Source organism: Bradyrhizobium sp. (genome assembly GCF_049691595.1).
GTDB lineage: Bacteria > Pseudomonadota > Alphaproteobacteria > Rhizobiales > Xanthobacteraceae > Bradyrhizobium.
On record NZ_JBAVNZ010000251.1, the window covers coordinates 1 to 23,021 of the forward strand.

Here is a 23,021-nt window from a genome sequence, read left to right on the forward strand (position 1 = left end):
TTCGTCGCCGCCACCATGGTGATCGCGGTGCCGACCGGCGTGAAGATCTTCTCCTGGATCGCCACGATGTGGGGCGGCTCGATCGAGTTCAAGACGCCGATGCTGTGGGCGATCGGCTTCATCTTCCTGTTCACGGTCGGCGGCGTTACCGGCGTCGTGCTGGCCAACGCCGGCGTCGACCGCGTGCTGCAGGATACCTATTACGTGGTGGCGCATTTCCACTACGTGCTGTCGTTGGGAGCGGTGTTTGCGATCTTCGCCGGCTGGTACTACTGGTTCCCGAAAATGTCCGGCTACATGTATTCGGAAGCCATCGGCAAGCTGCACTTCTGGTTCACCTTCATCGGCGTCAACCTGGTGTTCTTTCCGCAGCACTTCCTCGGCCTCTCCGGCATGCCGCGCCGCTATGTCGACTATCCCGACGCCTTTGCCGGCTGGAACCTGGTCTCCTCGATCGGCTCCTACATCTCCGGCTTCGGCGTGCTGATCTTCATCTGGGGGCTGATCGACGCGTTCGCGCGCAAGGAGCAGGCGGCCGACAATCCCTGGGGCGCCGGCGCCACCACCCTGGAATGGACGCTGCCGTCGCCGCCGCCGTTCCACCAGTTCGAAGTGCTGCCGCGCGTGCAGTGATTTGAGAATGCGCGGCGCACCCTTGGGCGCGCCGTCCCCTTAACGAAGCGAGACCCAAACTTGTCGGTTGTCGATCACAACGCCATCGATGTTCACCTGCGGATTTCCGAGGCCGAAGTCGGCGACTACATCGCGCTGTTGAAGCCGCGGGTGATGTCGCTGGTGATCTTCACCGCGCTAGTCGGGCTCATGATCGCGCCTGGCCATGTCCACCCGGTGCTGGCGTTCACCTCGATCCTCTGCATCGCGGTCGGCGCCGGCGCCTCCGGCGCGCTGAACATGGCCAATGAGGGCGACATCGATGCGTTGATGGCGCGCACCGCCAACCGGCCGATCCCGCGCGGGCGCATCACGCGGGCGGAAGCGCTGGCGTTCGGAATAGTTCTGGCCTTTTTCTCGGTGATGACGCTCGGCATCCTCGTCAACTGGCTCGCCGGCGCGCTGCTTGCCTTCACGATCTTCTTCTATGCCGTGATCTACACCATGTGGCTGAAGCGCTGGACCGCGCAGAACATCGTGATCGGCGGCGCCGCCGGCGCGCTGCCGCCGGTGGTGGCATGGGCGGCGGCGACCGGCTCGCTGTCGATGGAGCCGTGGCTGCTGTTCCTCATCATCTTCTTCTGGACCCCGCCGCATTTCTGGGCGCTGGCGCTGTTCCGCAACGACGACTATGCGCGCGCCGGCGTCCCGATGCTGCCGGTCGTCGCCGGTCCCGACGCGACGCGGCTGCAGATCCTGCTGTATACGGTCGTCCTGGTCGCGGTCGCGGTTGCGCCCTGGCCGCTCGGCTATTTCGACGCGGTCTATGGCGTCGCCTCGCTCGTGCTCGGCGGCGGCATGCTGGTGCTGGCGATCCGGGTGTTCCGGCACCGCGAGGGCGTCGAGGCATCGCGCGCAACGCGAAAGCTGTTTGCTTTTTCCATCTTTTATCTGTTTGCGCTGTTTGCGACCTTGCTGCTCGAGGTCGTGGTCCGCGCCATCGCGCCCTGGATCGGGTAGGGGGCATGGTGAGGCCATGGACAACGAGCCGAAGCCAGATGGAATCGTCCTCACCGAGGCGCAGCGGAAAAGCCGCCGCCAGCGTTCGATCGCGATTGCGCTCGCGCTCGGCGTCCTCGTCGTGCTGTTTTTCGCGGTCACCATGGTCAAGGGGCCGGCCGTGCTGGTACGGCCCATGTAACTCGATGATGTGTAACTCGATGATGTGTAACTCGATGATGTGTAACTGGATGATGTGATCGGGAAATGGTGATGGCACGCGAACCCATCGAGCGCGAAGCGCCTGCCGCGAGCCGCAACACGGCATCGCGCCGCGGGCTGACGCGCGATGCGGTGGTGGCCTCGATCTGCGGCGTTGTCGTGGTGCTGATGGTCGGCGCATCCTATGCCGCCGTGCCGTTCTACAACTGGTTCTGCCGCGCCACCGGCTTCAACGGCACCACCCAGGTCGCGACCTCGGCGCCATCGGGGGCGCCGCTTGCGCGCAGGATCGCGGTGCGCTTCGATTCCAATGTCGCGCCGGGCCTGCCGTGGAAATTCGAGTCCGAGCAGACCGAGATCGAGGTCAGGGTCGGCGAGGTTGTCACGGTGTTCTACGCCGTGACCAACCAGTCGGCGCGGCCCACGACCGGGCAGGCCGCCTACAACGTCGCGCCGCTGACGGTCGGCGCATATTTCCAGAAGATCAACTGCTTCTGCTTCACCGAGCAGACCATGGCGGCGGGCGAGAAGCGCGAGATGCCGGTGGTGTTCTATGTCGATCCGGCGCTGGCCGCCGACCGCGAGAATGACGGCCTGAACACCATCACCCTGTCCTACACCTTCTACCCCGTGCGCGATCCGGCGCCGAAGCCGCTGGCCGCGCGCGAGTCGGACAGGCGCAAGGAAGACCTCTGACCACGGGGATTTCGAGCGATCGAAATTCCCGGATTTGATTTGTGAGACGAATACGTGCCGGACGGCACGGCACCGCTAACGGAGACACTGCAATGGCTACGGCGCAAGTCAAGCATCACGACTACCACCTCGTCGATCCCAGTCCGTGGCCGATCGTCGGCGCGGTCTCGGCCTTCATCATGGCGGTCGGCGCCATCGCCTGGATGCACCACATGTTCGCGGCCGCGCCGATCATGTTCGGCATCGGTGTCATCGGCGTGCTCTACACCATGGCGAGCTGGTGGGGCGACGTGATCCGCGAAGCCCAGTACAAGGGCGATCATACCCGCGTGGTGCAGATCAGCCACCGCTACGGCATGATCCTGTTCATCGCCTCCGAGGTGATGTTCTTCGTCGCCTGGTTCTGGGCGTTCTTCAATTCCGCGTTGTTCCCCGCCGACGCCGTTCACGCCACCCGCGATGCGATCTTCGGCTGCGGCGCCGGAACCGTCGCCGGCGCCTGCAGCGTGCCGGGCACCTGGCCGCCGAAGGGCATCGAGACCTTCGATCCCTGGCACCTGCCGCTGCTCAACACGCTGCTGCTGTTGACCTCGGGCACCACGGTGACCTGGGCGCACCACGCGCTCTTGGAGAACAACCGCCAGGGTCTCAAATACGGCCTGATCCTGACCGTCGTGCTCGGCGCCTGCTTTACCAGTGTGCAGGCCTACGAATACGGCCACGCCGCTTTCTCCTTCGCCGGCAACATCTACGGCGCCACCTTCTTCATGGCGACCGGCTTCCACGGCTTCCATGTGCTGGTCGGCACCATCTTCCTGCTGGTCTGCCTGTTCCGCGCCTATGCCGGCCATTTCACGCCGACCCAGCATTTGGGCTTCGAATTCGCCGCCTGGTACTGGCACTTCGTCGACGTGGTGTGGCTGTTCCTGTTCATCTGCATCTATGTCTGGGGCGGCGGCGCCGAAACCATGGCGCACGGCGCGCACTGATTTGCCCTGGCGTTTCCCAGCGAAAGCCTGCGCCACACTTGATGCGGGGTGGATACCGGTTGGCGCAAGGGAAATGCGTTAAAACAAAATGGTAACGTGCGACAAAAAGGGCGGCCCAAGGGCCGCCCTTTCCGATTTCCCCTTCCGCCTGTGGGAGAGGGTGCCTATCTTCGCGGCGGTGTCTCGGCTGCCCAATTTGAGGTCGGCGCTGATCAGTTTGGCAAAATGCCGACGACGCTCAAGAGCGCTACGTGCATTCCGCTGTCGGCTGGCTATGCCAGCGTATGAACGATCACCGGCCCCGCTATCGCTATCGCTGGTCCGATGAGCAAGGGCGCAAGATTCTGCTCGATCCACGCGAGTACACGCCTGTTCGCCTCCTCCGCTCCCGCGTGATTGTTAAAGACGCTGATCGCGGTCACCGTGTCATCCGGTGCATAGACCACATAGTAGGCCATGAAGCCTTCGACATCACTGATGATAGGAATGGCGCCCTCTTTGATCCTGCGCGACAGTTCTTCGGCCATGCCGGTCTTTGCCTTGGCCTGACGAATGGCGGCGTACATGCAAAGTCTCCTTTGCTGGCGGGCTGCTCGTGTTCGCGGCTTGCGATCATGGATCAAGCCCGTTCACGATAATCGGGACGAGCAGCGGGATTCCCCACGCACCGAGATATATACAGTCTGGTTATGCCAGCAAAAGACCCTAAAGACGCGGCCGACCAGTCTTTGCCAAGACGAGGTCGGACCGGGATGGGCGGGGCCTGCACCGGCCAAACCTGTCTTGTGCGCCGCGGAGCGCGCAGGAAAGTGCTGCCGTTTGTCCGTCGGCCCGCGGGCTGCAAAAAATTACTTAGGGCCGGTCTTGCAGACGTCGAAGCGTTTGCTACCTGAATCGCAGACATACGCCCCCGATGCGGCCAGATTGGTCGGTTGACAGTGGGAGTGTCGCGCCCGTCAGCCGCTGACGTATGCCTCTTTACAAGGGAGGTTTACAATGTCGGACTTTCGGTTTCTCAGCACTCATCGAACGTGGGAAGACTGGTGCGGCATGCTGTTTGGCGTGCTAATCGCGCTGTCACCGTGGTTCCCCACGCTTGTCAATCCGGATCGCAGCCTGGTGATCCTGAACACGATTACGGTCGGCGTTCTGGTGTTCGGCTTTGCCCAGTTAGAGTATACCGCACTGCAGCGATGGGAGGAGGTGGGCGAGGTCGTGCTTGGCCTTTGGCTAATCGCTTCGCCTTACGTCTTTGGTTATTTCGACGATGGTCTGCTCAGATTCTGGCATTGGAGCTTGGGCGGACTCGTGCTGCTGCTCGCGGCCCTGCAGTTGTGGCAGGACTGGGACCTGAGCGATCAGGACATGCTTGAGCACGGGCAATAACAAAGCGCCATCAGGCCCGCCAGTCAGGCGATTCGACTGACGGGCCTCTGATGGACACCGCTTGGTGGTGTTGCGCGGGCGCTTCATCTGATGAAGACCGGCCATGAAAGACTTCCCACAAAGTCAGTCACGACCCGAGATACGCCGGGCTCTCGATAGGGATCGCGTTGCTGGCATGAGGGAATGAGGACCATATGCGCACTTACGAAAAACCACCCGGAAGCGACAGCCGAGGTTCGAAATACGCCGGCTTGATCGCGGTGATATGCCTGTTTGCGTCGATGTTCGCGGCTTGGGCACTCATGAAAACAGGCTTCAATCTGGTTACTTCGCCGGCGGTAACGGTCGGAACGGCTCGGAACGCGCCCGTCGATCGGTGAGATGTCGGAAACGCGTTCGACTGCGTCGGTAACGGCCCGGTGGTTGCGGGATATTCCAGAAAAAGTGTCGAACATTTCCATTCAGAATGCGATATCCCGTATCTGGCGCTTGGCGCGAATGCCTGCTCCGCACCTGGATGACGGGTGGATACCGGTTCGCGTGCAGAAGAACCGAATAGGCCTGGAAAGTCCAAACTGATGCAAGCAGAGACACGGCCCACATTGACCGAAAGCGCGATGCGCGGCATCGCCTGCAAATGTCCGCGCTGCGGCAAGGGCAAGCTGTACGCCGGCTTCCTGACGCTGCGGCCGCGCTGCGAGACCTGCGGGCTCGACTATGCGTTCATCGATGCCGGCGACGGGCCGGCGATCTTCATCATCATGATCGCCGGCGCGATCGTCGTTGGCTGTGCGCTGATCGTGGAGGTGAAATACCAGCCGCCGTTCTGGCTGCATGCCGTGCTCTGGCTGCCGCTTATTCTCGCGACCACGCTGTTGCCGCTGCGATCGATGAAGTCGCTGCTGGTCGCGCTGCAATTCCATCACAAGGCCGCGCCGGGCCGGCTGATCGACCGCGAGCCGAAATGACCGCGCCACATTCGCGACGGCGCGGCACCGCCGGCTTCGGCATCTTTACGCTTGTCATGGTCGCGGCCTTCGCGGGCCTCGGCAGCTGGCAGTTGCAGCGCCGGGCCGAGAAGCACGCGCTGATCGCAGCGCTCGAGCAGCGGCTCGCGGCCAGCCCGGAGGCGCTGCCGGCCGCCGCGCTATGGCGCACGCTCACGCCGGAGCGGGACGAATTCCGCCGCGTCAGTTTTACCGCGACCTATGCGCGGCTTGACGATGCCATGGTCTACAGCTCCGGCTCCGCCGTCCGCAACGACGTCTCCGGGCCCGGCACCTGGGCCTTCCTGCCGGCGCGGCTGCCCGATGGCGAGACCGTCGTGGTCAATGCGGGTTTTGTGCCAAATACGATGCAGGATCGCGGCTGGCAGGACCGCGCGGTGGGCACGCTGATCACCGGTGCGCCGGTGAAATTGACCGGCTACCTCCGCTTTCCCGAACCCGCGGGCATACTGACGCCGCCGGAAAATACCGCGAAGCGGCTGTGGTTCACCCGCGATCATCCGGCGATGGCGCGTGCGCTCGGCTGGGGCGAGGGCGGCAAAGCGCTCGCGTCGTTCTATGTCGACCTCGAATCCCCGATGCCGGAAAGCGGCATCCCGAAGCCGGGGCCGCTCGAGGTTCATCTCAAGGACGATCACCTGCAATACGCCATCACCTGGTTTGCGCTGGCCGGCGCAGTGGCGATCGCGTTCGGGGTGTGGTGGAGAGGGCAGCGACGGGCTTGGCGTTCCCGAGAGCAAGATTCGAAATTCGCCGGCGCGAGATCGCGCCTCGGGGAGTAGCCGGGCGGGCTGCATGCGCGACGCCCGCATGACTGGATCTCCCGGCTCGCATAAGGGCCGGCTGGACCTGTGATTCCAAATAGTGAATTATTCGATGCAGCGCGTCCGCCACGCACCTCACTCAACGGGCAACCCCATGTCAGACCTGGTCACCGACAGCATTGAACCGGCACGGCCATTGTTGTTCAGTCCGTTCAGGATCCGCGGCCTGACCTTGAAGAACCGCCTGGTCGTGCCACCGATGGTCCACTACCGCGCCGGACCCGGCAACAGCTGCGGCATCTTTCACAACGTGCATCTCGGCCGCTATGCGCTAGGAGGCTTCGGGCTGGTCTTCGTCGAGGCCACTGCCGTCGAAGAGGTCGGCCTGATCAATGAGCATGATCTTGGCATCTGGAATGATGTGCAGGCGCAGAGCTTCAAGCCCCTCATTGCCTTCATGAAGGGGGAGAAGACGGCGATCGGCATTCAGCTTGCGCACGGTGGGCGCAAGGCGTCGTCGCAGCGCGCGATGGACGGCATGGGCCCGCTCACCCCGCAACAGATCGGGGCGGGTGCCAGGCTGTGGCAGCCGGTCGGCCCCACGCGCGAGCCCGTCGCGGAGGGATGGCTTGTCCCGCACCAGCTCACGACCGAACAGTGCCGGGCGATGGTCCGCACCTGGGCAAAGGCGGCCCGGCATGCGGTCGATGCCGGGTTCGACGTCATCGAGATCCACGCGGCGCATGGCTATTTGCTCGCCTCATTTCTTTCCCCCGTTTCCAACACGCGCAACGATGAATATGGCGGCGATCGCAACGGGCGCATGCGCCTGCCGCTCGAGATTGTCGAGGCGGTGCGGCGCGAAATGCCGGAAACGATGCCGCTGTTCGTGCGCGTCTCCGCGGTTGACGGCGCGCAGAACGGCTGGAATCTGGATGACACGGTGGCCTTCGCTTTTGAATTGAAGGCCCGCGGCGTCGACGTGGTCGACTGCTCCTCCGGCGGCATTTCAGGCGCGGCGACCGCGGCCCAGGTGCCGCGCGGCCTCGGTTTCCAGGTGCCGTACGCCGAACGTGTGCGCAAGGAGGTGGGCATCGCGTCGATGGCGGTTGGCATCATTCTCGAAGCGAAGCAGGCGGAAAAAATCCTGGAGAACGGGCAGGCCGACCTGATCGCGGTCGGTCGGCAATCCCAGTTCAATCCCAATATCGCGCAGCACTGGGCCCATGACCTCGGCATCAACGCGAAGTTCGAGGATTGGACTCCCGAATATGGGTGGTGGCTCGAGAAGCGAATTCGAACCATCGAAGCGTTCGCCACGCCGACCGGGGTCGTCAAGCCGCATCCATAGGACGTCAACTCCGGAGGGGTGGCACCGCGCGGCCGGCATAATACCGCGGTCAGGATAGCGTTTAGCGCCATGGGGAGGCTTGCCCGACCTCCCGTCAGCTCGCTCTCACAGAACGCTCCCTCGGGCCCTGTGGCTTTCTTTGAACCTTTTGGCCGATCGGTCGACATATATTCACTGGGGATTTGAGGGCCCAGTAATTAGCGCGGCGCCGCCTAACGAAGATATTCCGTTGGGACGGCGCTGATGCTTTTCAAAATTCAACCTCCAGCTTCAAGTCGTGCCGACGGCACCTGCGTCCCGATCGCCAGATGCTGCCGGCTGAAAACCCTGTCCGGGCTTCGGGCAGGGTTCTTGTTTCAATCGCAAATCGGCAACTCGGTCTCGGGGTCGAAGAAGTGCAGGCGGCCGGGTTGGGCCGAGACGCGGACCTGATCGCCGCTCGCGATCCGGGTCTCGGCGGCGACGCGGGCGACGGTGACGCCATGGCTGCCAACCCTGGTGTCGAGCACGATCTCGGAGCCAAGTTGTTCGACGACTTCGACGCGGGCATCGAAACCAAGGCCCGGCGCGCCATCGCCAAGCACGAGATGTTCGGGCCGCACGCCCATGATCACCCGCCGGCCGTCGCGGGCGGCGAGCGCGCGCGCCTCGGCCGCGCTCGCGGTCAATCGGAGGCCCGCGGCCTCGACCGCCGTCGCGCCGGCGTCACAATGCACCGTGACATCGATGAAGTTCATGGCCGGCGCGCCGATGAAGCCTGCCACGAACTTGTTGGCGGGCTTGCCGTAGACCATGAGCGGCGTGCCGATCTGCTGAACCCTGCCGTCGCGCATGATCACGACCCGATCGCCCAGCGTCATGGCCTCGACCTGGTCGTGGGTCACGAACACCGAGGTGGTCGGAATCTGGGCGTGCAGGCGCTTGATCTCGACGCGCATTTGGGCGCGCAGCTTGGCGTCGAGGTTCGACAGCGGCTCGTCGAACAGGAACACCTGCGGATTGCGCACGATGCATCGGCCGAGCGCCACGCGCTGCTGCTGGCCGCCCGACAGTTGCTTCGGCTTGCGCGCCAGCATGTCGTGCAGGCCGAGCATGCCCGCCGCGCGATCGATCGCCGCCTTGATCTCGGCCTCCGGGGCTTTCTTGTTGCGCAGGCCGAAGGCGAGATTGTCGTAAACGCTCATGTGCTGGTAGAGCGCATAGTTCTGGAACACCATGGCGATGTCGCGGTCGCGCGGCGGCAGGTGGTTGACCACCCGTTCGCCGATGCGGATGTCGCCGCTCGTGATGTCCTCGAGGCCCGCGATCATCCGCAGCGTCGTCGACTTGCCGCAGCCTGACGGGCCGACCAGCGCCACGAATTCCTTGTCGGCAATCTGAAGATCGACGTCCTTTACGGCATGGAACAGCGAGCCATAATGCTTGTTGAGCTTGCTGAGTGTGATCGCTGCCATTTCCCCGCCGTCACTGAATCTGATATCGGTTTCGAAAATAACCCCGCCGCGACAAGCGCGGCGGGGTTTTGCTTTCGACTATTGCGCGGCCTTGCTGACCAGCGGCGCGCCTTCGGCGAGCACTTTGGCGATGTCCTCGCGCTTGCCGGTGACGGCCTTGGTGACGGTGTCGTTGAAGGCCTTGTGCACGGCGGGCCATTGCGGGAAGTAATAGGCGCCGCGCACCTTATCGGGGGAATCCAGCACCGACTCCTTCAACAGTTTCATGAACGGATCCGCCGCGGCGATCTTCGGCCAGAACGTGGTGTTGGGCGGCGGCGCGCCAGTCGCCTTCCAGAGCTTCATCTGGCCTTCCTCGTCGAGCATCATGGCTTGCAGCATCTGCTTGGCGAGCTTCTTGCGCTCCGGCGCGATCGACTTCGGGATCGCCCAGCCCCAGATATCGTCCCAGGCAAAGGGCCGCGTCCGGTTCGGACCGAGCGGGAAGCTCGCGGCGGCCACCTTGCCGGCGATCTTGGATTTGGCCGGATCGTTGAACGTGCTCCACCACAGCGAGTCGGCGACAGTGAAGGCGGCGTCGCCGGACATGAACACGGCGTTGGCTTCGTTGCGGTCGTAGGCCGGCATGCCGCGCGGCACGATCTTGTGGGTGTTGATCGCGTCCCACCAGTATTCGGCGGTCTGCTGCATGCACGGCTCGGTCATGCCTGACTTCCATCCGGCCTCGGCGATCTTCTTGTTGTCGCGCTCGTAGGGTGGCATCAGCACGTCGCAGTTGTTGGCCCACATCGACCAGAACCAGGAGAACCAGCTGTTGTTCATCGACATGCCGCCGACATAGCCGAACTTGACCTTGCCCGCCGCCTGCAGCGCCTTGCTGACGGTGACGAGTTCGGCCAGCGTCTTCGGCACCTCTTCCGGCTTGACGAGGTCGGAGCGGTAGAAGAACACGCTGAAGGTCTGGCCCATCGGCACCACCGTGTTCTGGCCCTGCGCGTTGGCGAACACCACCGGCGCCATGCTCCATTTGTCGGCATATTTGTTGGCATCGATGTCATCGGTCGGTTCCAGCAGATGCGCCCAGGTCTGTCCCCAATCGTCATTGTGCCAGATCACGTCGTACTGATCCGAATTCGAGGTCAGCGACGCCGTCATTTTCTCGACATAGACGCCGTAGGAATTCGGCACCTTGACGATCTTGACGCCGTTCCTGGCGCCCCACGCCTCGAACATCGCGATCGAGGCGTCCTGGATCGGGCTCGGCTGGTAGCCGATCCGCAATTCGTTCACCTGCGCGGTGGCGCTGCCTGCCGCAGCCACCAGGGCGGTGGTCGCCGCCATCAGCCATTTCGTCAGTCGTCGCATGATGTTTCCTCCCCGTTCTTGTCTTGTCGTTGTTGCCGTCAAATGCGTAAACCCCGGATCACATATTTCTGCCCGAACAGCGCCAGCAGGAATGCCGGCCCCAGCGCCATCACCGCGGTCGCCGCCATCAGGTTCCAGCGCAATCCCATCTCGGTGACGAACTGCGCCATCACCACCGTGATCATCGGCACCCGGTTGCCGGTCAGGATCAGCGCGAACAGGAACTCGTTCCAGGTGAACAGCCAGCACAGCACGGCCAGCGCTGCGATCGCGGGCAGCGCGGAGGGTACGGCGACGCGGACGAACGCGCCCCATCGGGTGCAGCCGTCGATCATGGCGGCGTACTCCATCGACGGATCGATGCCGTCGAAAAATCCCTTCATCAGCCAGGAGTAGAAGCAGATATGCACCGCCACATGCGGCAGCAGCAGCCCGAGATAGGTGTCGTAGATGCCCCAGCTCTGGGTCACGAAATACAGCGGCAGCACCCAGGAGATGTAGGGCACGCAGCGGAACACATAGATGGTTCCGAACCAGGCCCGCGACGCCGGCCCGGTGAAGCGCGACAGCATGTAGCCGCTCGATACCGTCACCAACAGCGAGAACACGGTCGCCAGGGTTGCGATCAGCGCGCTGTTGGCGAATGCCTCGACGATGCGGTCGTCGCGCAGCACCTCGGCAAAATTACCGAGCGTGAACTCGGTGCCGCGGTGGACGTAGTAGACGCCGGACTCCGGCCGCAGCGAGGTCAGCATCAGCCACAGCACCGGAAAGGCGAAGGCGAAGCAGATGGCGGACAGCGCCAGCGCGAACAGCGCCTTGCGGCCGCAGGGCGGCAGGCCCGGCAGGAAATCAGGGCGGCTCACGATCGCCATTACATCATGCCTTTGGGCTCACGCCTTTATATCTTTTGGCTCACGCTCTTGCGATGCGGTCGACGAGGCGGTAGAGCGCCACGCCGATCACCAGAATGATCAGCCCGCCGATGATCGCCGCCGCCGAACCGCGGCCGAGATCGAGGTTCAGGAAGGCGTGCACATAGGCATAGAGGCTGAACAGTTCGGTCGAGCGGCCCGGCCCGCCGCCGGTCAATGTCCACACGATATCGAAGGTGCGGAAGGCGTCGATGGCGCGGATCACCACGCACACCACGATCACCGGGCGCAGCATCGGCAGGGTCAGGAAGCGGAACACGCGCCAGGTCGTGGTGCCGTCGATCGCCGCCGCCTCGAACGGCTCTTTCGGCAGGCTCTGCAGGCCAGCCAGCAGCAGCAGCGTGAACCACGGGGTCCACAGCCAGATGTCGGTCAGCAGGATGATGCCGAACGCGCTCCAGCGCTGCACCAGCCACGGCTGCCCCTCGAGGCCGATCCCCTCCAGCACCGCATTGACGATGCCGAACTGGTCGTTGAACATCCAGCGCACCATGATCGCGGCGACCACCGGCGCCACCATCAGCGGCACCAGCAGCACCGTCTGCACCAGCTTTTGTCCGCGGAACGGCCGGTTGAGCAGCAGCGCCAGCGCCAGTCCGGCCACCAGCGCGCCGGCCACGCTCAAGGCCATGAACAGGAAGGTGTTCGGCAGCACCACATAGAGGAACGCCGGATCGCTGATCACGGCCGCGTACTGATCGAGACCGACCCATGTTTTCCTGGGATTGTAGAGCGCCCAGTCGCGAAAGCTGGCGTTGGCGCCGATCGCGATCGGCAGCACCTGAAACAGCAACAGCAGCAGGGCCGCCGGCGCGATCAGAAGCAGCATGAAGCGCTGCTGCTCGCCGAACATGGGACGTCGCGATGCCGACAAGTCCGTTTTCCCGCCCCTGCATCAAGCCGTCACGACTCTTGCGATTGTATTGGTCAGTTCGCGGTCGGTACGTGCAAAAAAGCCCCGAACACAGCGGATTATGGGCGTGCCATCCGATGCTAGTCAATCCGGATTGTGGGCTATTCCATCTGCCGCGGGCAACGCATTGCAAACGAGGCCAGCGTAGGATGGGCAGGAGCGACTTGTCTGCCGGAGCTCAACGCGCGAAGGCGGAAGCGTGCCCACCATTCTTGTTCGTGCCCCGCTGCTGGTCTGGATAGCTGACACGGCGCAGCGCATGCCTTCGCCTGCCCTGCGATTGCGTTGGGTCAAGCCCGTTAGGCTCCGATCCGCGCTACGAACGCGCCATCGCCCCGCCATCATCCCGCAAGTACCCGCCGCATCCTTATTTTTGTCGTGACTGGCCACGATTTATGACAGTATTACTACAATCAAATGTCAGTCCGATAAAATTTGGAGCGGTTCATGAGTTCGGAATGGCGGGCGCGGTCAAGTTCCCTGGCCTGGTCAAATCCGCTGGCGTGGTGGTGGAGTACGTTGACGCTGGTCAGCGGCGCCAATATCGCCGTTTGGTTCCTGCTGTACCGCCAGCTCCTCGAACCGCCGACGGGCAGTCTCGGCAGCACGTCCGGCATCGAGCTCATGCTGCTGCTCTGTGCGGGTTATGTTTTTGGCTGCGCCTTCAGGTCGTGCCTTCCGCGCGCGGATGTTCAGCGGATCTGCCTGTTCGACACCTGGCTGTCGAGCGTCGTCGTCGGCCGGTCGGTGGCAACCGTGGCCGAGATCTGCTTCGCGGCGCAGTGGGCGATTATCCTGCGACAGCTGGGCACGATGACGGGAGCGGACACCACCTTGAACGTAGCCTGGGTGATCGTGCCGTTGATCCTGATCGCGGAATGCTTCTCATGGCATGCGGTTCTGACCACCAACTATTTGGGCAACGCCATCGAAAATTCGATATGGGCCGTGGCCTTTTTCGTCGTCGGGATCGGCCTTTGCCGGTTGCTGCCGGAGTTCCACGGTCCGGTTCGCGTGGTCCTCGTGATCACGATAACAGGGATTGCAGGTTATCTGGCGTTTCTCATGACCGTCGACGTCCCGATGTATCTGAGCCGGTGGCGGGCCGGGGTTGCCGATGGCAGCAAGCGTCTCGGGCCGCTCGAGGGTCTGCGTGACGTGAGTACGCGCTGGGTCGTGACGCACGATCTCGCGGAGTGGAAGGAGGAGATTGCCTGGATGTCGCTCTATTTCAGCGCGGCGGTCTGGGCCAGCCTCGCGCTGTGCGTTTGCTACTCGGTCGAGGATCATCTCCCGCGCTATCGTACCGAACCTGTGGTCGCAAGCTGGTCGCCGGATGCGTTGGCAGGAGTTGGCAAGCTGCCCCGGTAATGGCACGCCATAGCGTGTAGGCGGTCGGCAATTCGGAAATGCCCACCGGCGACCTGTAGAGGGGTCCGGAGGACGAGTCCGTAGGGCGGGTTCGCTTTAACCCGCCATCTCGCTTGCAACGGCGGGTTAAAGAGAACCCGCCCTACAGGCGACGGGCTTGCTACAGGCCGCGGCAAAACGACCCGACGGGCAAATCAACAAAACCTGTCCAGCCCCGTTCGAAAAAATAATTCGCTTAACCCGTCGGGCAAATCAGCGCTACCAGCTCGCCCCGTCCTGTCCCGACAAGGGGCGTATCGCGATCGTCACGAACGCGGGAGGGGATGCGGTGGACGCCAAGGCGTCGGCGCGAAACGGTGTCGCAGGGCGAGTCTCTCGTGAGCGATCGACCGGCGCGCAGGACGAACGGCGCCAAAGCGTACGGCAAAACCGTGTGGTCCCGACACCCGTTGCTGGTGCCAAGCTGCCGGTGGCGACAACGATCCGACCGGATCCGGTTCGCCATCAAGCCGGCAGCGACGGTGACAAGACGAATTCGTCGCCGGGGAGATCACGGCATAAGCCGTAAAGCCATTGCGCAGGGAATGCCGGAATGCCTCCGCTGAACCTGTATGCTCGTGTGCGCATTCTTCGCACAATCTTGCACACGAGACCGCGGGTGCAGCGTGCACCCGGCATTCCCTGCTCCCTCTTCTTCGAGGGACAGACCGTTCCAGCAAGGCTCGGGCAAACCATGCCGCGAGAAGGCGAATGCGCATCTGCTCCTTGAAAATTGAATCAGGACCTCGCCACGTCATTGCGAGGAGCGATAGCGACGACCCGTCCGCCGTAGCTCAAAGAGCGAAGGCTGAAGCAATCCATCTATCCGTTATGCCCGCGACATGGATTGCTTCGCTCCGCTCGCAATGACGAAGTCAGACATGCTCCGTCATCCGCCGCTCCCGCGCGTAGCGCAGCAGTGCTGCAAAACGATAGATGCCGTGCACGAATTTGCCGTAAGGCGCAGTGACGAACAGCGCGAACACCACGCCGAGATGCAGCGCCAGCAGCGGTCCCATCGCCGCGGTGTCGCGCCACAGCAGCAGCGCCATGCCGGTCAGACTGGTCAGGAACAGCATGGCGATGAAGGCGACATCCATGCCCGTGCGCGCGCCATCGACCAGCGCGGGGTCGCGCTTGCATTTTTCGGCCAGCAGGCCCGCTGGCCCGATCAGGAGGCCGATGCCGCCGAGCGTGCCCAGCGCCACCGGCAGATCCCACCACGCGTAGGGCGCCTCGCGCGCCAGCAGATAATGGTAGAGCGTCGCCACCGATGTCGCGGCGAAGCACAGCAGAAAGCCGTAGAAGGTGAGGTGATGATAGATCTTGCGGCGGTCGGTCGGCCGATCGTCCTCGTTGAAGCAGCCGACCCCGCCGCCGTCGAGATAACGCAGCTCGCCGGCATCGCGGATCGCCTGCCACAGCGCGCCCATATCGGCGCGCTGGCCTATGGGCTCGCCGATGTCGCGCCAGAAGGCGCGCACGCCCATCGCCAGCGCTACGATCGCGTAAAGCAATGCTGCGCCGAACAGCGCCGCCATCGCGTGATGCGGCATCAGTTGGTAGAAGGCGCCGGGGCCGGTATGGACGCCGAACAGCACCTGCCGGTCGTTGCAGGCGGCGAAGCCGAAGATGAAGGCTGTGACAGAGAGCGCCGCGATCAGGCTGATGACGAGGCCGTTGCGCGCGAATGCGCCGGCGAGCGCCCGCGGCCAGGCATAGGCGGCATAGGATTCGGCGCGGACGACCGCCAGCGTTTGCGGCACATTGACGTTGAACTCATGCGGCGGCGAGAACTGGCAGTCGGCATAGCAGGCGCCGCAGCCATGGCAGAGGTTGGCGAGATAATTGAGATCGCCGTCGGAAAACGACCGGCGCATCTCCATCGCCGGAAACACCGCGCAAAGACCCTCGCAATAGCGGCACGAATTGCAGACCGTCATCAGGCGGTCGGCCTCTTCGAGGATGCTAGTTCCGTGCATTTTTCGCCGCTTCCCGTCCCGCCACCCGTCCGAACACGCTGCCGATGGTCATGCCGATGCCGGCCGCGTAGCCCTTGCCGAGCACATTGCCGGCCATGATCTCGCCGGCGGCGAACATGTTGGCGGAGGGCCTGCCGTCCTTCATCAGCATCCGCGCCTCCCGGTTCACGCGGGTGCCGAGATAGGTGAAGGTGATGCCCGGCCGCACCGGATAGGCATAATAAGGCGGCGTCTCGATCCTGCGCGCCCAGTGCGTCTTCGGCGGCGTCAGTCCTTCGGTGCGGCAATCATCGAGGATGGTGTGGTCGAAGGTGCCGGGACGCACCGCGGCGTTGAAGTCGGCGACGGTTTTTTCCAGCGCGGCCGGATCGAGTTCGAATTTGGTGGCGAGCCCGGCGACGCTGCCGGCCTCGATCGGCGGAAACAGCGTCGGCATAAAGCTGTTGCGCGAACTGGCATCGAAAATGATGTAGGCGATCTGGTCGGGCTGGGCGGCCACGAGGCGCCCCCAGATCGCGTAGCGTTTCGGCCAGATATCCTCGCCCTCGTCGTAGAAGCGCTCGGCATGCTTGTTGACGACGATGCCGAACACCACGGAGTCATGCCGCGTGATGATGCCGCCGTCGAATTTTGGCGCGCGGGCGTCGATCGCGACCGCGTGGCACTGGGCGGGATCGCCGACCTCCTGGACGCCCTTGTCGAGCAGCATCTTGAGAATGGTGCCGCGGTTATAGGGCGTGCCGCGGATCAGGAAATTATCGGCGGCCTCGCCCCAATACTCCCTCAGCCATTCGATGTTGGCCTCGAACCCGCCGGCGGCGGCAATCAGCGCCGAGGCGCGGACGTTGATGCGGCCGTCGCCCTGTTTCAGCGCGGCGGAGAGAAACATGCCGTTGTCGATGTCGAGGTCGACGACCTCGGCGTCGTACAGGATGTCGACGCCGAGCTTTTCGGCGGTGAGATAGAGCGCATTCAGCATTGCGCGGCCGCCGCCGAGGAAGAACGAGTTGGTGCGGCCGAGGCTCAGCGTGCCGCCGAGCGAGGGCTGCCAGCGCACGCCCTGTTCGACGATCCAGCCCAAAATATCCCTGGACTCCCGGATCATGAATTTGGCGAGTGCTTCGTCGGTCTGCCCGCCGGTCAGCTGCAGCAAATCGTCCCAGAATTCCTCTTCGGTATAGGGGCCGGTGAGGATGTCGGTCGCCGCGTCATGGGCGCAGCGCATGTTGCGGGTATGGCGGGTGTTGCCGCCGCGATAGAACTTTGGCGCGCCTTCCAGCACCAGCACGGAGGCGCCGGCGCGCCGGGCGCTGATCGCGGCACACAGCGCCGCATTGCCGCCGCCGATCACCAGCACATCGAATTTTCGGGTCAGGTCGACCATGCGTCTTGTGATTGTCGCTGGCACGGAAATCAAACCCCGCGGCGCGCCGGACGGGCTGGGGCATATCGGGAAACGGCTCGGGTTTGCCATGGATCGAGGTTTTTAGCCATTAAGTTCTGCGGGGAGGCCAGATTGAGCCTTGAAGCCATGCATCGAGAGGCGGTCGCCTCTTCCAGCCCTTCCATGCGATCGCCGCGATCTCTTGACGTCAGCTTCCCCTGAACACCGCCTTGCGTTTGTCGATGAAAGCCTGCACCGCCTCGCGATGGTCGGCGGTGGTGTTGAGGCGGACGATGCGCGCGGCCTCGTGGTCGCGGGCGGTGGTGAAATCGAACAGCAGCGCCTCGTCCAGATTGTCCTTCATGTAGCGCAGCGCCAGCGTCGGGCCTTCCGCCATCGATCTGGCGAGCGCAAAGGCTTCGCTTTGCAGCTTGTCGTCCGGCACCACGCGGTTGACGAGGCCAATGGCCTCGCATCTGGTCGCATCGACCCTCTCGGCGGTGAACATCAATTCGCGCGCCCGCGAGGTGCCGACCAGCCGGGTCAAAAGCCAGGCGATGCCATAGTCGCCGGAGAGCGCCACCCGCAGATAGCCGGTGGAAACGAACGCCGATTGCGCGGCGATCCGGATGTCGCAGGCCATGGCCAGCGCAAGGCCGGCGCCGACCGCGGGGCCGGGCAGGGCTGCGATGGTCGGCTTGCGCACCGAGACCAGCGCGCCGGTCAGGAGGCGCTGCCGTTCCTGCAGGTCGGCGACCCTCTCGTCGTAGGACATCTCGAGCTTCTTCTTGTCGCGATGCGCGCCCATGCCCTTGACATCGCCGCCGGCGCAGAACGCGGTGCCGGCGCCGGTGACCAGGAGCACGCCGACATCGGGATTCTCGCCGCAGGTCTTGATCATGCTGCACAACGCCGGCGTCAGATCAGGTGACATCGCATTGCGGACCTCGGGGCGGTTCAGCGTGATGATCGCGACGCGGTCGCGGATCACGCACAGGAGCTCGTTGGTGCCGGTGTCGATCGTGGTTTCGGTTGTCATTTCAAATCCCCCCAGTTGGTCGCGTCATTCCGGGATGGTCCGAAGGACCAGACCCGGAATCTTGAGATTCTCCGATGCGCAATTGCGCATCGTAGTTCGCACTTCGTGCGCCCCGGAATGACGGTGATGCTCAAAATTTCTCAACCCATGGCCGCAATTCCAGCTCCCAGGTCCAGGCGCTGCGCGGCTGCCGCAGCACGTTCCAGTAGCTCATCGCGATCGCGTCGGGATCGAGCATCGAGTCCGGCCGATCGGCGGGTTCGGTGCGCGCCTTGCTGCGGATGCCGCCATCGATGACGAAATGCGCGACGTGAATGCCTTGCGGCGACAGCTCGCGCGCCATGCTCTGCGCCAGCCCGCGCAATGCGAACTTGCCCATCGCGAACGGCGCCGATTGCGGGTAGCCCTTGACGCTGGCGGAGGCGCCGGTGAACAGGATCGCGCCGTGATGATTGGGCAGCATGCGTTTTGCCGCCTGCTGCGCCACCAGAAAACCGCCGAACGCGCTGACCGCGATCGCCTGCGCGACATCGGCGGCGATCAGATCGGTGAACGCACCGCGCGCCCGCCCGCTGGCATTGTAGACCACCAGATCGGGCACGCCGACCTCGCGTTCGACCATGCCGAACAGGCGCTCGACCTCACTCTCATCCGTGGCATTGCAGGCAAAGGCGCGGGCGCCGGTCTCGGTGCAGAGCGCGCCGAGCTTTTCGATCTGGCGCGCGGCCAGCGCGAGCCGAATGCCCTCGCGCGCCAACAGCCGCGCCAGCGACGCGCTGAGGCCCTCGCCGGCGCCGACAATCAGGGCAATGTTGTATTTTGGCGTTTCCATGGGCGCGGTCCTCGGATGATGGTCGGGAGCAGGTATCTAGGCGCGCAATCCGGCCAGACAACCCGTGGCTGCCAGAACCAGGTCGAGCGACTTCTTGTCGGCAACATCGGCGTATTTTGCGCGCAGCATGCCGAGCGACCGTGCGTGGTACTTTTGCGGCTTCTGGGTCCAGACCTTGTCGCCGAGCGCAACGCTGAATTCTTCTTGCGCCTCCCTGAGCGCCGTCTCGTTGGCCAGCGTCCACGGCCAGAACTGCTTTCCGACCTGTCTTACCAGGATCGGCATCAGGGTCGGCGCCAGCGCGGTCCATGTCTCGAACGCGCCTTCGGCCCTCGGCCACAGCATGCGATGGATCCAGTCCAGCACATGCGGCGCGTTGCCCTCGATCAGGGCGCCCGCGGTCGGGTCGGTCCATAATTCGTAAAACTGCCCCCAGAGCCCGAAGTCGCCGAAGGCGGGCCGGCCGCCAAACAGATAGCGGCGGCCGGCGAGGTGTTCCTCGAGCAGGCCCAGCATTTCCTGAAAGCCGCTCTCGATCTGCGGCGCGGTCATCTCGTTGGAGCCTACGAACCAGGCCCGATCCACCATCCGCGTCCTGACCTGATCGGCGAAGGCGGCATGCTCCTGTTCACTGGCTTTCGGGCCGCGCATCCGGGCGATGCGTCCGGCCGACGCGCGCTGGTCGACCTCGCGCGCCCAGCGGTAATGGAACATCCATTTGTTGCCCCACTCGTCGCCAAATTCCTCAATCAGCGCGGAGATGAACTGTGCGACCGGATCACCGGGATGGATCGACGGCTCGGGATAGAGTTTTTCGAGCTGGTCGATGATCGGCGTGGAATCCTGGATGCCGACACCGTCGGGCGTCACCACCAGCGGGATGATCGGCATTTTGGCATGTTTCTCGAATTCCGCCTGGCTTGCCGAATTGCGCAAAATCCATTGATGCGGAATTCCCTTGTAGCGGAAATAGGCGCGGACCTTGACCGAGTAGGGCGACATTTCGGCGCCGATGACGCGATATAGGCCGTCCATGGGGCGATCCTCCAATGATGATTGTTGACGGCGTTGTCGCCTGCTTTATCGGTAGATCATCCATATCGGGCGGAACGACCAAGAGTCAAAAAATGCAGCCACTCAAGCATGATCGCAGGGCGGATGACGCCGGCCAGCCGGGATTGCTCGCGCCGGACACATCGGGGATGAACTTCTACCGGGCCGATCCGGCGCTGGCGGATCTCTTGCGCCTGCATCTGCCGGAGGCGCTGTTTCGCCATATCGAGCCGCATCTCGACCGGCTGGGCGGGCTCGCCGGCGGTCATCTCGACGAATGCGCGCGGCTCGCCGACCGCCATCCGCCGGTGCTGCACCAGCGCGACCGGTTCGGCCGCGACTCCCAATGGATCGAGTATCACCCGGCCTATCGCGAGCTGGAGAAGGCCGCATTCGGCGAATTCGGCATTCATGCGATGTCGGTTCGCAAGGGGATTCTGGACTGGCCGGACAAATACCCTGTGGTCGCCAAGCACGCCTTCACCTTCCTGTTCAATCAGGCCGAGTTCGGGCTGGGCTGCCCGATCAACGTCACCGACGGCTGCGCCAGGCTGCTTGCGAATTTCGGCAGCGAAGCCTTGAAGGCGCGATATCTCGACGGCCTGACCCAGACCGACATGAACAGACTGACCCAGGGCGGCCAGTTCATGACCGAGAAGGAAGGCGGCTCCGACGTCGGCACGCTGACGACATCGGCGGTCCAGGAAGGCGATCACTGGCGGCTCACGGGCGAAAAATGGTTCTGCTCCAACGCCGATGCCGAAGTGGTGATGCTGCTGGCGCGGCCGGAGGGTGCCGGTCCCGGCACACGCGGCGTCGGCCTGTTCCTGATGCCGCGTCGGCTCGAGGGTGGTTCGCCAAACCACTATCGGATCGTGCGGCTGAAGGACAAGCTCGGCACCCGCTCGATGGCCTCGGGCGAGATCAAGCTGGAGGGCGCGATTGCGTACGCCGTAGGTCGGCTTGACCGCGGCTTCGTGCAGATGGCCGAGATGGTCAATTCGTCCAGGCTCTCCAACGGCGTCAAGTCCGCCGCGCTGATGCGGCGCGCGCATCACGACGCGATGACGGTGGCGAAAGGTCGCGTGGTGTTCGGACAACGGATCGTCGACCTGCCGCTGGCGCGCCGGCAGTTGATGAAGATCGGGCTCGCAACCGAGCAGGCGCTGTCGATGAGCTTTCTCACCGCCGATGCGCTCGATCGCGCCGAGGCCGGCAGCCAGGACGCCGCGGCGCTGTTGCGCATCCTGACGCCGACCCTGAAATTCCGCGCCACCCGCGACGCGCGCAAGGTCTGCGGTGACGCTTTGGAGATGCGCGGCGGCATCGGCTACATCGAGGAATTCGCAACCGCCAGGCTGCTGCGCGACGCCCATCTCGGCTCGATCTGGGAAGGCACCGGCAACATCGTGGCCCTCGATGCGCTGAAGCGCGCGGTCGGCCGCCACGGCGCCGACGCGGCGCTGGCCGCCGATCTGCATGCCCGTCTCGACGACAGCGCCAATGTGCCGCGGGCCTGGCGCGGCCGCCTGCGCGAGCTGACCGACCGTGCTGTCGGATTTGCGCGCGAGGTCGCGAGCCGCGCCGACAACGAGGCCGAGGCGCGGCGCGCCACCAGCCTGCTTTATCACGTCGCAAGCGCGGTGGCGCTGGCATGGGAAGGCGGCCGCATCCACGAGATGCGCGGCGATGCAAGGCGGCTGTTGCTGTCGCGCCTGGTGGTCGACCACCGCGTCTCCGCCGGCGATCCGTTCCGGCCAACGGAAAATACCGTTCAGCGCGCGATCACGGGCCATCTGCTCGGCGAGCACGCTGTGGGCATGGCCGAGGTTGGCGAACTGCTCATCGCGGGCTAGGCTGCGCGCCGACAACAAATTCCGGTCGAAGAACAGAAACTTGAGGGAGTACCCGATGAAGGCCGCCGTCCTGCACGAAGTCAACAAGCCGCTGGTGATCGAGGATGTCAGCGTGCCGAATCCCGGCCCGCGCGAGGTCTTGATCCGCACCCGTGTCGCCGGCCTCTGTCATTCCGATCTGCACTTCATGGAAGGGCTCTACCCGCATCCGCTGCCGGCCGTGCTCGGCCACGAATCCGCCGGCGTGGTCGAAAAGGTCGGCGCCGATGTGACCTATGTGAAGCCCGGCGATCACGTGGTGACCTGCCTGTCGGTGTTCTGCGGCACCTGCGACAACTGCACCACCGGCCGCACCGTGCTGTGCACCGACACGACGGTAAAAATGCTGCCCGGCCAGTCCAATCGTCTCTCCTGGTCACGCCCGGAAAAGCTCAACCAGTTCCTCAATCTCTCGTCCTTTGCCGAGCAGATGCTCGTGCACGAAAACGCCATCGTCAAGATCCGCAAGGACATGCCGCTCGATCTGGCGGCGCTGATCGGCTGCGGCGTCATCACCGGCTACGGCGCGGTGGTCAACACCGCCAAGGTCGCTCCCGGCGAGACCGTGGTCGTGATCGGCTGCGGCGGCGTCGGCATGGCCGCGATCAACGGCGCGCAGATCGCCGGCGCCGGCCGTATCATCGCGGTCGATACCAATCCGGCGAAATTGCAGCTGGCGACAAAGCTGGGCGCCACCGACATCGTCGACCCCCGGAACGGCGACGTGGTGCAG

The 23,021-nt window shown here is 64.1% G+C and carries 22 protein-coding genes; 12 read left to right on the top strand and 10 right to left on the bottom strand.

Annotated features, from left to right (window positions below; all coding sequences use genetic code 11):
* The 5 genes from WCE35_RS11160 to WCE35_RS11180 form a co-directional block, all read left to right on the top strand.
* A partial coding sequence (locus tag WCE35_RS11160) for a cbb3-type cytochrome c oxidase subunit I (protein WP_424593395.1) occupies positions 1-633 on the top strand: 633 nt, incomplete at its 5' end.
* A 60-nt stretch (positions 634-693) separates the two neighbouring features.
* Entirely contained in the window at positions 694-1,632 is a 939-nt protein-coding gene (locus WCE35_RS11165; protein WP_424593396.1) for a heme o synthase, read from the top strand.
* A gap of 16 nt (positions 1,633-1,648) precedes the next feature.
* Entirely contained in the window at positions 1,649-1,813 is a 165-nt protein-coding gene (locus WCE35_RS11170; RefSeq protein WP_424593397.1) for a CoxF protein, read from the top strand.
* 71 nt (positions 1,814-1,884) lie between these two features.
* Positions 1,885-2,529: a cytochrome c oxidase assembly protein gene (locus WCE35_RS11175; RefSeq protein ID WP_424593398.1), complete on the top strand. Its 645-nt coding sequence runs from the start codon at positions 1,885-1,887 to the stop codon at positions 2,527-2,529.
* Positions 2,530-2,621: 92 nt separating this feature from the next.
* Entirely contained in the window at positions 2,622-3,518 is an 897-nt protein-coding gene (locus tag WCE35_RS11180) for a cytochrome c oxidase subunit 3 (RefSeq protein ID WP_424593399.1), read from the top strand.
* Between the two features lie 272 nt (positions 3,519-3,790).
* Here WCE35_RS11180 and WCE35_RS11185 read toward each other — a convergent pair whose 3' ends face one another.
* Complete coding sequence (locus tag WCE35_RS11185; RefSeq protein WP_424593400.1) at positions 3,791-4,084, bottom strand: antibiotic biosynthesis monooxygenase; 294 nt, start codon at positions 4,082-4,084, stop codon at positions 3,791-3,793.
* 430 nt (positions 4,085-4,514) lie between these two features.
* Between WCE35_RS11185 and WCE35_RS11190 the strand changes: the two genes are divergently transcribed.
* From WCE35_RS11190 to WCE35_RS11205, 4 genes are all read left to right on the top strand, one after another.
* Positions 4,515-4,904: an SPW repeat domain-containing protein gene (locus WCE35_RS11190; protein ID WP_424593401.1), complete on the top strand. Its 390-nt coding sequence runs from the start codon at positions 4,515-4,517 to the stop codon at positions 4,902-4,904.
* A gap of 578 nt (positions 4,905-5,482) precedes the next feature.
* Complete coding sequence (locus WCE35_RS11195) at positions 5,483-5,872, top strand: DUF983 domain-containing protein (RefSeq protein WP_424593402.1); 390 nt, start codon at positions 5,483-5,485, stop codon at positions 5,870-5,872.
* A complete protein-coding gene (locus WCE35_RS11200) occupies positions 5,869-6,693 on the top strand; it encodes an SURF1 family protein (protein ID WP_424593403.1) in 825 nt (274 codons plus the stop codon). The genes WCE35_RS11195 and WCE35_RS11200 overlap by 4 nt, the downstream gene beginning before the upstream one ends.
* A gap of 94 nt (positions 6,694-6,787) precedes the next feature.
* A complete protein-coding gene (locus WCE35_RS11205) occupies positions 6,788-8,026 on the top strand; it encodes an NADH:flavin oxidoreductase/NADH oxidase (RefSeq protein ID WP_424593404.1) in 1,239 nt (412 codons plus the stop codon).
* Between the two features lie 356 nt (positions 8,027-8,382).
* On the opposite strand, the gene WCE35_RS11210 is transcribed toward WCE35_RS11205, so the two are convergent.
* From WCE35_RS11210 to WCE35_RS11225, 4 genes are all read right to left on the bottom strand, one after another.
* Positions 8,383-9,480, bottom strand: coding sequence for an ABC transporter ATP-binding protein (locus WCE35_RS11210; RefSeq protein WP_424593405.1), 1,098 nt, complete (start codon positions 9,478-9,480; stop codon positions 8,383-8,385).
* A gap of 78 nt (positions 9,481-9,558) precedes the next feature.
* On the bottom strand, positions 9,559-10,845 hold the full coding sequence (locus tag WCE35_RS11215; RefSeq protein ID WP_424593406.1) for an extracellular solute-binding protein: 1,287 nt from the start codon (positions 10,843-10,845) through the stop codon (positions 9,559-9,561).
* A 38-nt stretch (positions 10,846-10,883) separates the two neighbouring features.
* Positions 10,884-11,720 carry a carbohydrate ABC transporter permease gene (locus tag WCE35_RS11220; RefSeq protein WP_424593407.1) on the bottom strand — a complete coding sequence of 279 codons (837 nt, stop codon included), beginning with the start codon at positions 11,718-11,720 and terminating at the stop codon, positions 10,884-10,886.
* Between the two features lie 40 nt (positions 11,721-11,760).
* Positions 11,761-12,654 (bottom strand): carbohydrate ABC transporter permease, encoded by an 894-nt coding sequence (locus WCE35_RS11225; RefSeq protein ID WP_424593408.1) that lies wholly within the window; start codon positions 12,652-12,654, stop codon positions 11,761-11,763.
* Positions 12,655-13,140: 486 nt separating this feature from the next.
* Between WCE35_RS11225 and WCE35_RS11230 the strand changes: the two genes are divergently transcribed.
* Positions 13,141-14,064 carry a hypothetical protein gene (locus tag WCE35_RS11230; protein ID WP_424593409.1) on the top strand — a complete coding sequence of 308 codons (924 nt, stop codon included), beginning with the start codon at positions 13,141-13,143 and terminating at the stop codon, positions 14,062-14,064.
* Positions 14,065-14,978: 914 nt separating this feature from the next.
* On the opposite strand, the gene tcuB is transcribed toward WCE35_RS11230, so the two are convergent.
* From tcuB to WCE35_RS11255, 5 genes are all read right to left on the bottom strand, one after another.
* Positions 14,979-16,085 (bottom strand): tricarballylate utilization 4Fe-4S protein TcuB, encoded by a 1,107-nt coding sequence (tcuB, locus tag WCE35_RS11235; protein ID WP_424593410.1) that lies wholly within the window; start codon positions 16,083-16,085, stop codon positions 14,979-14,981.
* Complete coding sequence (gene tcuA / locus WCE35_RS11240; protein WP_424593411.1) at positions 16,072-17,469, bottom strand: FAD-dependent tricarballylate dehydrogenase TcuA; 1,398 nt, start codon at positions 17,467-17,469, stop codon at positions 16,072-16,074. Before tcuA ends, tcuB begins: the two co-directional genes overlap by 14 nt.
* A 208-nt stretch (positions 17,470-17,677) precedes the next feature.
* Positions 17,678-18,508: an enoyl-CoA hydratase gene (locus WCE35_RS11245; RefSeq protein ID WP_424593412.1), complete on the bottom strand. Its 831-nt coding sequence runs from the start codon at positions 18,506-18,508 to the stop codon at positions 17,678-17,680.
* Between the two features lie 130 nt (positions 18,509-18,638).
* Positions 18,639-19,340: an SDR family NAD(P)-dependent oxidoreductase gene (locus tag WCE35_RS11250; RefSeq protein WP_424593413.1), complete on the bottom strand. Its 702-nt coding sequence runs from the start codon at positions 19,338-19,340 to the stop codon at positions 18,639-18,641.
* Positions 19,341-19,376: 36 nt separating this feature from the next.
* Positions 19,377-20,375: a glutathione S-transferase family protein gene (locus tag WCE35_RS11255; RefSeq protein ID WP_424593414.1), complete on the bottom strand. Its 999-nt coding sequence runs from the start codon at positions 20,373-20,375 to the stop codon at positions 19,377-19,379.
* A gap of 92 nt (positions 20,376-20,467) precedes the next feature.
* Between WCE35_RS11255 and WCE35_RS11260 the strand changes: the two genes are divergently transcribed.
* Both WCE35_RS11260 and WCE35_RS11265 read left to right on the top strand, forming a co-directional pair.
* Positions 20,468-22,249 (top strand): acyl-CoA dehydrogenase family protein, encoded by a 1,782-nt coding sequence (locus tag WCE35_RS11260; protein WP_424593415.1) that lies wholly within the window; start codon positions 20,468-20,470, stop codon positions 22,247-22,249.
* 55 nt (positions 22,250-22,304) lie between these two features.
* The coding region (locus WCE35_RS11265) for an alcohol dehydrogenase catalytic domain-containing protein (protein WP_424593416.1) at positions 22,305-23,021 on the top strand (717 nt) is incomplete at its 3' end.